The organism is Azospirillum terrae (genome assembly GCF_053470425.1).
This window is the reverse complement of the sequence record NZ_JBPXMR010000001.1, coordinates 211,668-224,580: the sequence shown is the minus strand read 5'-3', so window position 1 is coordinate 224,580 and position 12,913 is coordinate 211,668. Positions and strand designations below refer to the sequence as shown.

The 12,913-nt window shown below is 68.5% G+C and carries 11 protein-coding genes; 3 read left to right on the top strand and 8 right to left on the bottom strand.

The window, feature by feature from the left end:
• Window positions 1-16 precede the first annotated feature (16 nt).
• Window positions 17-1,774 carry a type I secretion system permease/ATPase gene (locus ACSVDD_RS01015; protein WP_448187425.1) on the bottom strand — a complete coding sequence of 586 codons (1,758 nt, stop codon included), beginning with the start codon at window positions 1,772-1,774 and terminating at the stop codon, window positions 17-19.
• Between the two features lie 218 nt (window positions 1,775-1,992).
• Here ACSVDD_RS01015 and hutH point away from each other — a divergent pair, with 218 nt between their 5' ends.
• A complete protein-coding gene (hutH, locus tag ACSVDD_RS01010; RefSeq protein ID WP_448187424.1) occupies window positions 1,993-3,531 on the top strand; it encodes a histidine ammonia-lyase in 1,539 nt (512 codons plus the stop codon).
• On the opposite strand, the gene ACSVDD_RS01005 is transcribed toward hutH, so the two are convergent.
• Window positions 3,473-4,000 (bottom strand): PaaI family thioesterase, encoded by a 528-nt coding sequence (locus ACSVDD_RS01005; RefSeq protein WP_448187423.1) that lies wholly within the window; start codon window positions 3,998-4,000, stop codon window positions 3,473-3,475. The two genes, hutH and ACSVDD_RS01005, sit on opposite strands and share 59 nt — an antisense overlap.
• A 111-nt stretch (window positions 4,001-4,111) precedes the next feature.
• On the opposite strand from ACSVDD_RS01005, the gene ACSVDD_RS01000 reads away from it, so the two are divergent.
• Window positions 4,112-4,663 (top strand): TetR/AcrR family transcriptional regulator, encoded by a 552-nt coding sequence (locus ACSVDD_RS01000; RefSeq protein WP_448187422.1) that lies wholly within the window; start codon window positions 4,112-4,114, stop codon window positions 4,661-4,663.
• A 96-nt stretch (window positions 4,664-4,759) separates the two neighbouring features.
• Here the strand turns inward: ACSVDD_RS01000 and eno are convergent, their stop codons facing one another.
• The 6 genes from eno to tpiA form a co-directional block, all read right to left on the bottom strand.
• Window positions 4,760-6,037, bottom strand: a complete 1,278-nt coding sequence (eno, locus tag ACSVDD_RS00995; RefSeq protein ID WP_448187421.1) for a phosphopyruvate hydratase — start codon at window positions 6,035-6,037, stop codon at window positions 4,760-4,762.
• A gap of 105 nt (window positions 6,038-6,142) precedes the next feature.
• A complete protein-coding gene (gene kdsA, locus ACSVDD_RS00990; protein ID WP_448187420.1) occupies window positions 6,143-6,973 on the bottom strand; it encodes a 3-deoxy-8-phosphooctulonate synthase in 831 nt (276 codons plus the stop codon).
• A 74-nt stretch (window positions 6,974-7,047) separates the two neighbouring features.
• Complete coding sequence (locus tag ACSVDD_RS00985; protein WP_448187419.1) at window positions 7,048-7,755, bottom strand: dienelactone hydrolase family protein; 708 nt, start codon at window positions 7,753-7,755, stop codon at window positions 7,048-7,050.
• A 104-nt stretch (window positions 7,756-7,859) separates the two neighbouring features.
• Window positions 7,860-9,488: a CTP synthase gene (gene pyrG, locus ACSVDD_RS00980; protein WP_448187418.1), complete on the bottom strand. Its 1,629-nt coding sequence runs from the start codon at window positions 9,486-9,488 to the stop codon at window positions 7,860-7,862.
• A 127-nt stretch (window positions 9,489-9,615) separates the two neighbouring features.
• Complete coding sequence (gene secG, locus ACSVDD_RS00975; protein ID WP_448187417.1) at window positions 9,616-9,936, bottom strand: preprotein translocase subunit SecG; 321 nt, start codon at window positions 9,934-9,936, stop codon at window positions 9,616-9,618.
• A 129-nt stretch (window positions 9,937-10,065) separates the two neighbouring features.
• The gene (gene tpiA / locus ACSVDD_RS00970; RefSeq protein WP_448187416.1) at window positions 10,066-10,821 is read right to left on the bottom strand and encodes a triose-phosphate isomerase; all 756 of its coding nucleotides are present in this window, start codon (window positions 10,819-10,821) and stop codon (window positions 10,066-10,068) included.
• 199 nt (window positions 10,822-11,020) lie between these two features.
• Here tpiA and ACSVDD_RS00965 point away from each other — a divergent pair, with 199 nt between their 5' ends.
• A complete protein-coding gene (locus ACSVDD_RS00965) occupies window positions 11,021-12,904 on the top strand; it encodes a peptidylprolyl isomerase (protein ID WP_448187415.1) in 1,884 nt (627 codons plus the stop codon).
• Window positions 12,905-12,913: the final 9 nt, after the last annotated feature.

Below are 12,913 nucleotides of genomic sequence, written 5' to 3'. Positions count from 1 at the left end.
TTCTCTCCTTACCCGTTCAACCGACGCTCGCCGGAGCGGCGTTGATGGCGCGCAGGCGGCCCCATCCGGCGGCGTTGCCGCCCCCGACGCCGTGCTGCGGCGCCTGCTCCTGGCGGGGCTGCACGTCGTGCAGCATGCCGTTCTGGAGCACGTAGGTCTTGTCGGCAAGGTCGGCGTAGACCGGCATGTAGCTCAGCACGATGGTGGTGGTGCCCATCGCCTTCATCGCCTCGATAAAGCCGCGCACCGCCTTGATGCCGTGGTCGTCCAGGCCGGCGGCCGGCTCGTCCAGCACCACCAGGGCCGGCTTGCCGAACCCGGCGCGGGCTAGCGCGATCAGGCGCGCCGAGGTGGTGCCGGTCAGCGGGAACATCAGGTTCACCGCCTCGGTCTCATAGCCCTGCGGCAGGCTCTCGATCCAGTCATGGATGCCGGCGCGCTTGGCGGCGGCGACCACGTCGGCCTGCTCGGCGTCGGTGAAGCGGGCGATGTTCTGGCCGATGGTGCCCGGCAGCAGTTCCGACGTCTGCGGCAGGAAGCCGATGCCCGTCGCCGGGTCTTCCGGGGTCAGCGTGGCGAGCGACAGGCCGCCCAGCCGCAGCGAGCCCGAGGAGGGCGCCAGCACGCCGGCCATCAGCCGCGCCAGCACCGACTTGCCCGACCGGTTGGGGCCGAGGATGCACATCGTCTCACCCGCCTCGGCGGTCGTCACGATGTTGCGCAGGATGGGCTTCTGATCGACGGGCGAGATGAACAGGACGTTCTCGGCGGTCAGGCGCTCGGGCTGTACGGCGACGGCGGACCGGCCCGGCTCGTTCGACAGGCGCTTCATGAGCGGCGACAGGCGCTTCCAGGATTCGATGGACTTCACCACCTGCCCCCAGGCGCCCACCGACTGCTCGATGGGGGCCATGCCGCGGCCGACCAGCATCGAGGTGGCGATCATGCCGCCGAAGGACAGATGATGCTCCATCACCAGCCAGGCGCCGACGCCGGTGCAGGCGACCTGCAACAGCATGCGGACCCACTTGGTGATCGCCTGGATGGAGGCCTGACGCTCGGCGCACTTGGCGGCCAGGGCGGAGTTGGTGAGCTGCTCGGTGGCGACCACGTCCAGCACGGACGGCCCCATGCGCAGGCCGCGCACGGCCGAGGCCTGCACCTGCACCGCGTCGAACAGGCGGCCGGAGCGGCTGGCGGGCAGCTTCGCCTGATCCATCAGGCCCTTGGAAGCGATGTGGCCGACCCAGCCCAGCGCGATCAGGATGACCATGCACACCAGCATCATCGCCGCCAGCAGCGGGTGGATGAGGTAGATGCCGACCACGTACAGCGGCGTCCAGGGCATGTCCATCAGCGCGCCGAAGGTCGGCCGGGTGATGGCGCCCTTCACTTCCATAAGGTCGTTCAGCGGACCCGGCTCGGGGCGGCCCTTGGCGGCGGCGTCGAGCACGTCGGTGCTGAGCCGGCGGCGCCATGCCACCTCCAGCGCGTTGGCGCAACGCGTCAGCAGGCGGGTGCGGACCGTCTCCAGAAGCGCGATCATCGACAGCGCGATGACGACCAACGCCGTCAGCATCATCACCGTGTCGAGGTTCTCGGAAGGAATGGCGCGGCTGAAGACCTGCAAGGAGTAGAGCGGCATGCTCAACTGCAAGACGTTCATCGCGGCGCTGAAGACAAAGGTCGCAACCAGGATTCGGACGTAATATGGGCTGCCGAAATCGGGACGGTCGCTGCCAACCTTGGACGAGCGGCTGGTCTGGGATGGCATGCAAATTCCTCCAGTTATCACTGTGGCTCGCGGAAGCCCACCGAACGCAGGCAGGAGGATGAGGCGCTTTTTATGGTAAACGACTTCTTAAATTTGAGCCTGATCACAGGTTTGTCGCCATAGCTTGCCGTTGCCTGTCACAGACCATCGGCGTTCCCCGCATTTGCGCGGCGGCCACGGGCTCCTCATGTGAGAAGGGACGCGACCCGGAGGCCCGCATGACCGCGACGTTCGTCCTTTCGCCCGGAAACCTGACGCTGGCCGAGTTGCGCCGCATCGCCCTCGGTCCGGTCAGGGTCTCGCTCGCCCCCGCCTGCCGGGAGGGTGTCGAGGCGGCGGCGCGCACGGTGGCCGAGGCGGCGGCCGGCGAGCGGCCGGTGTACGGGGTGAACACCGGCTTCGGCCTGCTCGCCAAGCGGCGCATCGCGCCGGATCAGGTGCGCGACCTGCAACGCCGCCTCGTGCTGTCGCACAGCGCCGGCACCGGGCCGGAGTTGCCGGCGGCGGCGGTGCGGCTGATCCTGGCGCTGAAGGCCAACGCGCTGGCGCGCGGCCATTCCGGCGTGCGGAGCGTGGTGCTGGACGCGCTGCTGGCGCTGTTGAACGCCGACGTGCTGCCGGTGGTGCCGGCCAAGGGCTCGGTGGGGGCGTCGGGCGATCTGGCGCCGCTGGCGCACCTGACGGGCGTGCTGATCGGCGAAGGCGAGGCGCTGGTGGATGGGGAGCGCCGGCCCGCCGCCGAAGCGTTGGGGCGCGCCGGGCTGGTGCCGCTGGAACTGGAGGCGAAGGAAGGGCTGGCGCTGCTCAACGGCACGCAGGTGTCGACGGCGCTTGGGCTGCTCGGGCTGTTCGCGCTGGAGGATGCGTTCGCGGCGGCGCTGGTGGCCGGAGCGCTGAGCGTCGATGCCGCCATGGGCAGCGACGGCCCGTTCGACGCGCGCATCCACGCGCTGCGCGGCCAGCCGGGACAAGTGGACGTCGCCGCGGTGTACCGCCGGCTGCTCGCCGGATCGGAGATCCGCGACAGCCACCGCGGCGATCACGGCACGGTTCAGGACCCCTACAGCCTGCGCTGCCAGCCGCAGGTGATGGGGGCGGTGCTCGACCATCTGCGCTTTGCAGCCGGCGTGCTGGAGCGCGAGGCCAACGCGGTGTCCGACAACCCGCTGGTCTTCGCGGATACCGGCGAAATCCTGTCCGGCGGCAACTTCCACGCCGAGCCGGTTGCGCTGGCCGCCGACGTGCTGGCGCTCGCCATTGCTGAAACGGGTGCGCTGTCGGAGCGGCGCATTGCGCTGCTGATGGACACCAACCTGTCCGGGCTGCCGCCCTTCCTGGTGCGCGACGGCGGGCTGAACAGCGGCTTCATGATCGCCCAGGTCACCGCCGCCGCGCTGGCCAGCGAAAACAAGCAGATGAGCCACCCCGCCAGCGTCGACAGCCTGCCGACCTCCGCCAATCAGGAGGACCACGTCAGCATGGCGACCCACGCCGCCCGCCGGCTGTTGGAGATGGCCGACAACCTCGCCGGCATCGTCGCTATCGAACTGCTGGCGGCGTCTCAGGGGGTGGATTTGCGGTCGCCCCTGCGGAGCGCACCATTGCTGGAAGTAGCCAAGGCCCGCCTGCGCGCCCACGTGCCGATGTGGGATCAGGATCGCGCCATGGCGCCGGACATCGCCGCGGCCAAGGCACTGGTCACGGTGGGGGCGTTCCGCGACCTCGTGGGGGATGGACTGCTGCCGAGCCGGCTGTAACCGGGGGGCAGGCCTTGGCCGGTACGTCCAGCGTCTCGGCGAGGCACATCATGGTGGCGAGCATGAAAGCGATGGCCTTCTCCTCGCCGTCCTTGAGCGCGAAGACATCGGAGCGCACGACGGTCAGCGTGCGCCCGGCCTTTTCCACCACGCCGCGGGCGATGAAGCGCTCGCCCTCTGCCGGGGCCATCAGGTTGATCTTGTATTCGACGGTGAGCACCGACGAACCCGGCGGCATGAGGCTGTACGCCGCATAGCCCGCCGCCGAGTCCGCCAGCGCCGTCGTTACACCGGCATGATGGAACCCGTGCTGCTGGCACAGGTCCCGCCGGTACGCCATCGCGAGCGTGCAAGTGCCCGGACCGACCTCGGCCATTTCGGCCCCGATAGTGGTCATCAGCGTCTGGCGCGCAAAACTGTCGCGCACCCGGCGCTCGAAATCCGGATCCTTGGCCACGAATCGCGGCACGGCGTCCCCTCCCCATATCGCGCCTTTGCGGCGTCTCAGGTATACGGTAGCGTATGGCACCCGCGGCGTGCTGTCAATACGCACGCGTATGCAGAAGGGATTACGGGGGCGATGGAGGCACGCGTCAGCAAGGCCGATTGGGTGGAAGAAGCGCTGGGCGTGCTCGCCGAGTGCGGCGTGGACGGCGTCAAGGTGGAGCCGCTGGCCCGCCGGCTGAGCGTCACCAAGGGCGGCTTCTACTGGCACTTCAAGGACCGGCCCGAGCTGCTGGCGGAGATGCTGGAGACGTGGCGCTCCGGCCGAATCGGCGCCATCCGCCGCCACGCCCGCGACGCCGGCAAGAGCGCGCAGGAGCGAATCGAGGGCCTCGTCCGCCTCTACATCGAGAACGTCAACCCCAAGGGTGTCGCCATCGAACTGGCGATCCGCGACTGGGCGCGGCGTGATCCGCAGGCCGCCGAAGCGGTGGCCGACGTGGACGCCACCCGCCTGGAGCTGGTCGCTGCGCTGTTCCGCGAACTCGGTCTGGACGAGCAGGCGGCGCAGGCGCGCGCCTTCCTGATGTACGCCTTCCTGTTCGGGCAGGTGCTGGTCATCCTTCGCAGCGGCGATGACGAACGGCAGCGGCTGGTAGGCGATTGCGTGAAGGCGCTGCTGGGGTAGCTTTCGACGTTGGGCCGCTGGCCCAACATCACCCACCCACCAACGAAAAGAGGGGTCTCGCGACCCCTCTCGTCTTCGTTACCAACGGACTTTGGATCAGCCCCGCAGGATGCTCCGCCCGGCGAAGCGCGAGGCGACGCCGAGCTGCTCCTCGATGCGGATCAGCTGGTTGTACTTGGCGAGACGGTCGGAGCGGCTCAGCGAGCCGGTCTTGATCTGGCCGCAGTTGGTCGCCACCGCCAGATCGGCGATCGTCGAATCCTCGGTCTCGCCCGAACGGTGCGAGAGGACCGCCGTGTAGCCGGCCTTGTGCGCCATATCCACCGCTTCCAGCGTCTCCGACAGCGTGCCGATCTGGTTGACCTTCACCAGGATCGAGTTCGCCACGCCGCGCTTGATGCCGTCGGCCAGACGCTTCGGGTTGGTGACGAACAGATCGTCGCCGACCAGCTGCACCTTCGAGCCGATGGCGTCGGTCAGCGCCTTCCAGCCGTCCCAGTCGTCCTCGGACATGCCGTCCTCGATGGAGATGATCGGGTAGCGGCCGATCAGATCCTCGTAGTAGCGGACCATCTGGTCCGGCGTCAGCGACTTGCCCTCGCCGGCCAGCTCGTACTTGCCGTTCTTGAAGAACTCGGTCGAGGCGGAGTCGAGCGCCAGCATGACGTCGTCGCCCGGCTTGTAGCCGGCGGCCTCGATGGCCTTCATCACGAAGCCCAGCGCCTCGTCGGTGGAGGCGAGGTTCGGGGCGAAGCCGCCCTCGTCGCCGACGTTGGTGTTGTGGCCGGCGTCCTTGAGCTTCTTCTTCAGCGACTGGAAGATCTCCGAGCCCATGCGGATGGCGTCGGTGCCGGTGGCGGCGCCGACCGGCATGATCATGAATTCCTGGATGTCGATGGGGTTGTCGGCGTGCGCGCCGCCGTTGATGATGTTCATCATCGGAACGGGGAGCAGCGACGCGAAGGCACCGCCGACGTAGCGGTACAGCGGCAGCGCCGCCTCTTCGGCCGAGGCGCGGGCGACGGCCAGCGACACGCCGAGGATGGCGTTGGCGCCGAGACGCTCCTTGTTGGGGGTGCCGTCCAGCTCGATCATGGCGAGGTCGATGGCGCGCTGCTCGGTGGATTCGAGGCCGGCGAGCGCGTCGAAGATCTCACCGTTGACCGACTCGACGGCCTTGAGCACGCCCTTGCCGCCGAAGCGGCTCTTGTCGCCGTCGCGCAGCTCGACGGCCTCATGGGCACCGGTCGAGGCGCCCGAGGGCACGGCGGCGCGGCCGAAGGCGCCGGAGTCCAGCGTCACGTCGACCTCGACGGTCGGGTTGCCGCGGCTGTCCAGAATTTCGCGGGCGTGAATGTCGGTGATGGCGCTCATTGTGGCTGGTCCTCCGCTTCGTCGGCGCGTCTTCAGGCGCGCGCGGGCTTGATAGCCCCTGATGCAAGGACTGGCAAGGCCGCGATGGCACCTCTTTCGGGTGGGTCAGACCTGCTTCGCCAGCCGGTCGAACGCCTGAAGCCGCGCCAGGAGCGTCGGCATCTCGTTGAGCGGGATCATGTTCGGCCCGTCGCTAGGCGCCGTGTCCGGGGACTCGTGCGTCTCCATGAATACCGCGGCCACACCCACGGCGATGGCGGCGCGCGCCAGCACCGGCACGAACTCGCGCTGGCCGCCGGACGTTGTGCCCTGCCCCCCCGGCTGCTGCACCGAATGGGTGGCGTCGAAGACCACCGGGAAGCCGGTCTCCGCCATGATCGGCAGGCCGCGCATGTCGCTGACCAGCGTGTTGTAGCCGAAGCTGGTGCCGCGCTCGCACAGCAGCACCTTGTCGTTGCCGGACTCGGTCAGCTTGTTGGCGACGTTCTTCATGTCCCACGGAGCGAGGAACTGGCCCTTCTTGACGTTCACCGCACGGCCGGTCTGCGCGGCGGCGACCAGCAGGTCGGTCTGCCGGCACAGGAACGCGGGGATCTGGAGAACGTCCACCGCCTCGGCCACCGGGGCGCACTGGTGCGCCTCGTGCACGTCGGTGATGACCGGGCAGCCGAAGCGCTCGCGCACCTCGGCGAAGATCGCCAGCGCCTTGCCGATGCCCAGCCCGCGCGCCGTCTTGATCGAGGTGCGGTTGGCCTTGTCGAAGGACGACTTGTAGATCAGGCCGAGGCCAAGCGCGCCGCACATCTCCGTCAGCGCCGCCGCGGTTTCCAGCGCGTGGTCGCGGCTCTCCATCTGGCAGGGGCCGGCGATCAGCACGAACGGACGGTCGTTGGCGACGGTGAGACTGCCGATCTGGACGGCGCGCGGCGTGGTCATGGTGAACTCCTGAAGGCGGGCGGGAGGGCGCCTCTGCCCTCCCGCCCTCACATCCCAGAGAATCGGGTTCCGGGTCAACCAAGATGCTGCTTGAAGAAGGCTGCCGTGCGCTGGTTGGCGAGGTCGGCCGCGTCCTTGTCATAGTGCTCACCGCCGACGCGGGCGAAGGCGTGGTTGACGCCGGGGTAGACGTGCAGCGTGACGCGCGGGTTCTTCGTCACCGTTGTGACGACCTTGTCGCGCGCCGCGGGCGGTACGAACTTGTCCTGCTCAGCCACGTGCATCAGCAGCGGCTTGGTGATGCGGTCCAACTCGCCCAGCAACGCGTCCAGCCCGACGCCGTAGTAGCTGACGTTGGCGTCGGCCGCCGAGCGCGTCGCCATCATGAACGCCAGCCGCCCGCCCAGGCAGTAGCCGACCGTCCCCGCCTTGCCCGAGCATTCCGGTTGCCGGCGCAGCCACGCCAGCGTCGTCTTCAGGTCGTCCACCGCCTTGTCCTGATTCATGCCGTTCATCAGGGCGAAGGCGCGGTTCCACTCCTCCTGGCTCTTGTCGGAGAGCTGGATTCCCGGCTCCTGGCGCCAGAACAGGTCCGGGCAGACGGCCAGATAGCCTTGCGCGGCGAAGCCGTCGCACAGCTCGCGCATGACGTGGTTGACGCCGAAGATTTCCTGGATGACGACGATGCCCGGCGCCAGCGTCCCCGGCAACGTCTGGGTCGGCTTGGCGAGATAGGCGGAGAATTGGCCGCCATCGGCGGCGTCGATGGTCACCTCGGACATGATCCCTTCCCTCCCATGATGCGGGTCCGTGGTTCGGACCTCCTGGGAGGGAAAGCTGGGTCGCGGTGCGGGAGAGGCAACGCCTCCCCCGCCTCAACGATGGATCAGACCAACCGGCTCTGCGCGATGGCCGCCTGGATGAACGAGGTGAACAGCGGGTGCGGGTCGAAGGGCTTCGACTTCAGTTCCGGATGGAACTGCACGCCGATGAACCAGGGGTGCTCGGGGATCTCGACGATCTCCGGCAGTTCGCCGTCCGGCGACAGGCCGGAGAACAGCATGCCAACCTTCTCCAGCCGCTCCTTGTAGTAGACGTTGACCTCGTAGCGGTGGCGGTGGCGCTCGGAAATCTCGGTGGTGCCGTAGATCTCCGCCACCTTGGAACCCTCCAGCAGCTTCGCCGCGTAGGCGCCCAGGCGCATGGTGCCGCCCAGGTCGCCGGCCTCCACACGCTTCTCAAGCTGGTTGCCGCGCATCCATTCGGTCATCAGGCCGACCACCGGGTTGCCGGGCTTGCCCAACTCGGTGGAGCCGGCGTCGACAATGCCGGCGAGGTTGCGCGCCGCCTCGATGACCGCCATCTGCATGCCGAAGCAGATGCCGAAGTACGGCACCTTGCGCTCGCGGGCGAACTTGGCCGCCTCGATCTTGCCCTCGGTGCCGCGCGAGCCGAAGCCGCCGGGCACCAGGATGCCATGCACGTGCTCCAGCCGCTGAACGGCGCCGCCGGTCTCGAAGATCTCCGAATCGATCCAGTCCAGCTTGACCTTGACGTTGTTGGCGATGCCGCCGTGCGTCAGCGCCTCGGCCAGCGACTTGTAGCTGTCCAGCAGGCTGATGTACTTGCCGACGACGGCGATGGTCACCTCGCCCTGCGGCTTGCGCACGCGCTCGGCGATGGTGGTCCAGCGCGACAGGTCGGGGTTGGCCTTCGCCGGCAGGCCGAAATAGGCCAGGACCTGATCGTCGAAGCCTTCCTCGTGATAGCTGACCGGCACCTGATAGATGTTGTCCACGTCCAGAGCGGCGATGACGCGCTCGGGGCGGATGTTGCAGAACAGCGCGATCTTCTTGCGCTCGTTCTCGGGAATCGGGCGGTCGGCACGGCACAGCAGGATGTTGGCCTGGATGCCGACGCCCAGCAGCTCCTTCACCGAGTGCTGGGTCGGCTTAGTCTTCAGCTCGCCGGCGGTGGGGATATAGGGCAGCAGCGTCAGGTGCACGAACAGCGCGCGCTCCGGCCCCACCTCGTTGCCGAACTGGCGGATGGCTTCCAGGAACGGCAGCGATTCGATGTCGCCGACCGTGCCGCCGATCTCGCACAGGATGAAGTCCTCATCCGTCACGTCGGAGCGGATGAACTCCTTGATCTGGTCGGTGACGTGCGGGATCACCTGCACGGTGGCGCCCAGATAGTCGCCGCGGCGCTCCTTGGCGATGACGTTGGAGTAGATGCGGCCGGTGGTGATGTTGTCGCTCTTGCGCGCCGCCACGCCGGTGAAGCGCTCGTAGTGGCCGAGGTCGAGGTCGGTTTCGGCACCGTCGTCGGTGACATAGACCTCACCATGCTGGTACGGGCTCATGGTGCCCGGATCGACGTTGAGATAGGGGTCGAGCTTGCGCAGGCGGACCTTGTAGCCGCGCGCTTGCAGGCAGGCGCCCAGCGCCGCGGAGGCCAGGCCCTTGCCCAGCGAGGAAACGACGCCACCGGTGATGAAGATGTACCGAGTCATGATTGTCCGAAGACCCCAAGCCTGAACCGTTCCCCGAGTCTGGAGGGCCTTTAAACAAGCCCTCCAAAGGAAAGAGGCGGCTTCGGGGGGGCCGCCTCTCTTGTACCGTCGCTGTTGCCGCCCCCGCTTACCGGGCGACCGGCGGAGCCGGCTGGGCCGGGGCGGCGGGCGCCGCCGGGGCCTGCTGGGCCGGCATGGTGTCGATGATCGACGCCGGCTTCGACGGGCCGCCGGCCATGATCGCCAGGATGACGCTGGTGGTCATGAAGATGCCGGCCAGGATGCCGGTGGTGCGCGTCAGAAGGTTGGCGGCGCCGCGGGCGGTCGTCATGCCGCCCATCGTTCCGCCGCCGATCCCCAGACCGCCGCCCTCCGAGCGCTGGATGAGGATCACGCCGACCATCGCGATCGCGACCATAAGGTGAACAACCAGAATCACCGCATGCATGAACGTCTAATCCCTGTGCCCAAATCGGTGTCGAAAACCAAGCGCGCAAACCGAGAGCGCGCCGCGGGTCCTTATGATCGGCCCCGCGGCGCGCAGCCCCGTCGTTTTAACGCGCATCCTCCGGGGATGCTAGCGGCAACTGGTGCCGATGGCCCAGAAATCGTCCGCCTTCAGCGATGCCCCGCCGACCAGCGCGCCGTCGACGTTGTCGGTCGCCATCAACTCCCCGGCGTTGTCCGGCTTCACCGAGCCGCCATAGAGGATGCGCACCTTGTCAGCGTCCGGCAGACGCGCCTGAAGCTCCTTGCGGATGAAGGCGTGCATGTCCGCCACGTCCTGCGGGGTGGCGACCTTGCCGGTGCCGATGGCCCACACCGGCTCGTAGGCGACGACGGTGTTCGCCGCCGTCGCGCCCGCGGGCAGCGAGCCGGCGATCTGCCGGCCGACGACGGCCTGCGCCGTGCCGGCCTCGCGCTCACCCCAAGTCTCGCCGACGCAAACGATGGCGACCAAGCCCTCGGCGTGCGCGGCGGCGGCCTTGGCGGCCACCGTCTCGTCGGTCTCGGCGTGGTCCTGGCGGCGCTCGGAGTGGCCCACGATGACGTAGGCGCAGCCGGCGTCCTTCAGCATGACCGGGCTGGTGTCGCCGGTGTGCGCACCCTTCTGCTTGGGCGAGCAGTCCTGACCGCCCAGCGCCAGCGGCGAACCCTTGATGGCCTCGCCGACCGGGAACAACAGCGGGAACGGCGGGCAGACGAGCATGTCGAACGGCACCGCCCCGGCGCCGTTCAGGCGCCCGGCGAGGTCGGAGGCGAGTTGCAGCCCGTCGGCCTTCAGCCCGTTCATCTTCCAGTTTCCGGCGATCAGCTTGCGGCGTGCGGTCATGGCGGACTCATTCCTCCCGTTCGGGTTTTTCGCGTGCCGCTGTGTCTAGCAAGCGCCCCCGTCCCTTTCAACCCGCCCGTCTCAGCCGGTCCAACCCGGGCAGCACGGAAGGGAAATCACCGGTTGCCGCGCCTCCCCGCGCTTCCTATGATGCGCGTCCCGGCCGATCCGGCCGATTTTCCGCGCTTTACCGGGCATCATGCTTCAGTCCATTCGCAACACCGCCGGCTCGTGGGTCGTCAAGATCCTGTTCGTCCTTCTCATCGCCAGCTTCGGCGTGTGGGGCATCGGCGACGTCGTGCGCCGCTCCGCCGCCCCCAGCAACGTGGTGGCCGATGTCGGCCCGGTGGAGATCACCCGTGCCGAGCTGGACGCAGAATTCCGCCGACAGATGGACCGCCTGCGCCCGATGTTCGGCGGCGAGCTGACCGTCGAGCAGGCCCGCCAGTTCGGCCTCGTCGACCAGTCGATAGCGACGCTGGTGCAGCGCACGCTGTACGATCTGGCCGCCAAGCGCGCCGGCATAGCGGTCGGCGACGACACCATCCGCCAGCGCATCGCGGAGGAGCCGCAGTTCCGCGCCCCCAACGGCCAGTTCGACCGCGCCCAGTTCGCCGCCGTGCTACGCCAGAACAGCCTGACCGAGCAGGGCTACGCCGCTCTGATGCGCCGCGAGATCGCGCGCGGCGTGATCGCCTCGGCGGTCGGGGCCGGCACGAAGGTGCCGAAGCCGCTGGTCGAGGATCTGTTCCGCTACCGCGACGAAAAGCGCGTGGCCGAGGTGATCACCATCCCCAATGCCAGCATCACCGACGTCCCCACTCCGGACGAGGCGGCGCAGCTGCGCTATTATGAGGACCATCAGGTCCGCTTCACCGCACCGGAATACCGCGGCATCACCACGGTCGAGCTGACCGTCGACGCGGTCGCCAAGGACATCACGATCACCGACGACCAGCTGCGCACCGTCTATGCCGAGCGCGCCGGCGACTTCATCACGCCCGAGCGCCGGACCATCCTCATGGCCGTGCTGGACGACGAAGCCAAGGCCAAGGCGGTCGCCGACGCCGCGCGGGCCGGTTCGCTGACCGACGCCGCCAAGGCGAACGGCGTCGAAGCCGTCTCCCTGGACAACATTCGCAAGGACGAGCTGCCGGAGATCGGCGAGGCCGCCTTCGCACTGAAGCAGGGTGAGGTGAGCGCGCCGGTGAAGAGCCCCCTGGGCTGGCACGTGCTGTCCGTCACCGCTGTGCAGCCGCCCGCGGAGCGGACCTTCGATGAGGTGAAGGACCAATTGCGCGCCGAACTGAAGACGGAGCGCGCCGCCGAGCAGCTCTATCAGGTGTCGAACCGCCTGGACGACCGCTTGGCCGGCGGCGCCACGCTGGAAGAGCTGGCGCACGCCCAGGGCCTGAACCTCGCCAAGATCGCCGCCGTGGACAGCACTGGCAAGGACCCGCAGGGCAAGCCGGTGCCGGGTGGTGCCGACCTGCCGCAAATGGTCCAGACCGCCTTCGGCCTGCGTCAGGGCGCCAACAGCAACCTCACCGAGGGCAAGTCCGGCGCGTATTACGCCGTGCGTGTCGATTCCATCACGCCGGCCGCGGTGAAGCCGCTGGCCGAGGTGCGCGACGCGGTGATCGCCGGCTGGCAGGACGAGGAGCGCGCCCGGAAGGCCGCCGAGAAGGCCAAGCAGATCGGCGAGCAGCTGAAGACCGGCAAGGAGGCGAGCGCCCAGGCGATCGCTCAGGCATCCGGGGCCAGCTTCTCCATGACCGAGCCGTTCACCCGCAGCGCCCAGAACGCCACCGGCCTGACGCCGGAGATGGTCGCCCGCCTGTTCGATGCCAAGCCGGACGATGTGGTGTCCGGCGCCTCGGGCGACGCCCAGTTGGTCGCCCGCCTGCGCGAGATCATCGCCGCCGATCCGGCCGCCAAGGACGCCAACCTCGCCCAGATCGAGGCGACCGTGGCACGCGGGATGGAAGGCGACCTGATGAACGAGTTCGCCCAGGCGCTCCAGAAGGAGTTCCCGGTCACGGTCCACCAGGACCGCATCGCCCAGATGTACGCCACCCCGTAACCAGCCCAC

Bases quoted from the DNA above. Each gene is read 5' to 3' on its own strand.
- ACSVDD_RS01015 (WP_448187425.1), bottom strand. From the start codon at position 1,774: ATGCCATCCCAGACCAGCCGCTCGTCCAAGGTTGGCAGCGACCGTCCC.
- hutH (WP_448187424.1), top strand. From the start codon at position 1,993: ATGACCGCGACGTTCGTCCTTTCGCCCGGAAACCTGACGCTGGCCGAG.
- ACSVDD_RS01000 (WP_448187422.1), top strand. From the start codon at position 4,112: ATGGAGGCACGCGTCAGCAAGGCCGATTGGGTGGAAGAAGCGCTGGGC.
- eno (WP_448187421.1), bottom strand. From the start codon at position 6,037: ATGAGCGCCATCACCGACATTCACGCCCGCGAAATTCTGGACAGCCGC.
- kdsA (WP_448187420.1), bottom strand. From the start codon at position 6,973: ATGACCACGCCGCGCGCCGTCCAGATCGGCAGTCTCACCGTCGCCAAC.
- ACSVDD_RS00985 (WP_448187419.1), bottom strand. From the start codon at position 7,755: ATGTCCGAGGTGACCATCGACGCCGCCGATGGCGGCCAATTCTCCGCC.
- pyrG (WP_448187418.1), bottom strand. From the start codon at position 9,488: ATGACTCGGTACATCTTCATCACCGGTGGCGTCGTTTCCTCGCTGGGC.
- secG (WP_448187417.1), bottom strand. From the start codon at position 9,936: ATGCATGCGGTGATTCTGGTTGTTCACCTTATGGTCGCGATCGCGATG.
- tpiA (WP_448187416.1), bottom strand. From the start codon at position 10,821: ATGACCGCACGCCGCAAGCTGATCGCCGGAAACTGGAAGATGAACGGG.
- ACSVDD_RS00965 (WP_448187415.1), top strand. From the start codon at position 11,021: ATGCTTCAGTCCATTCGCAACACCGCCGGCTCGTGGGTCGTCAAGATC.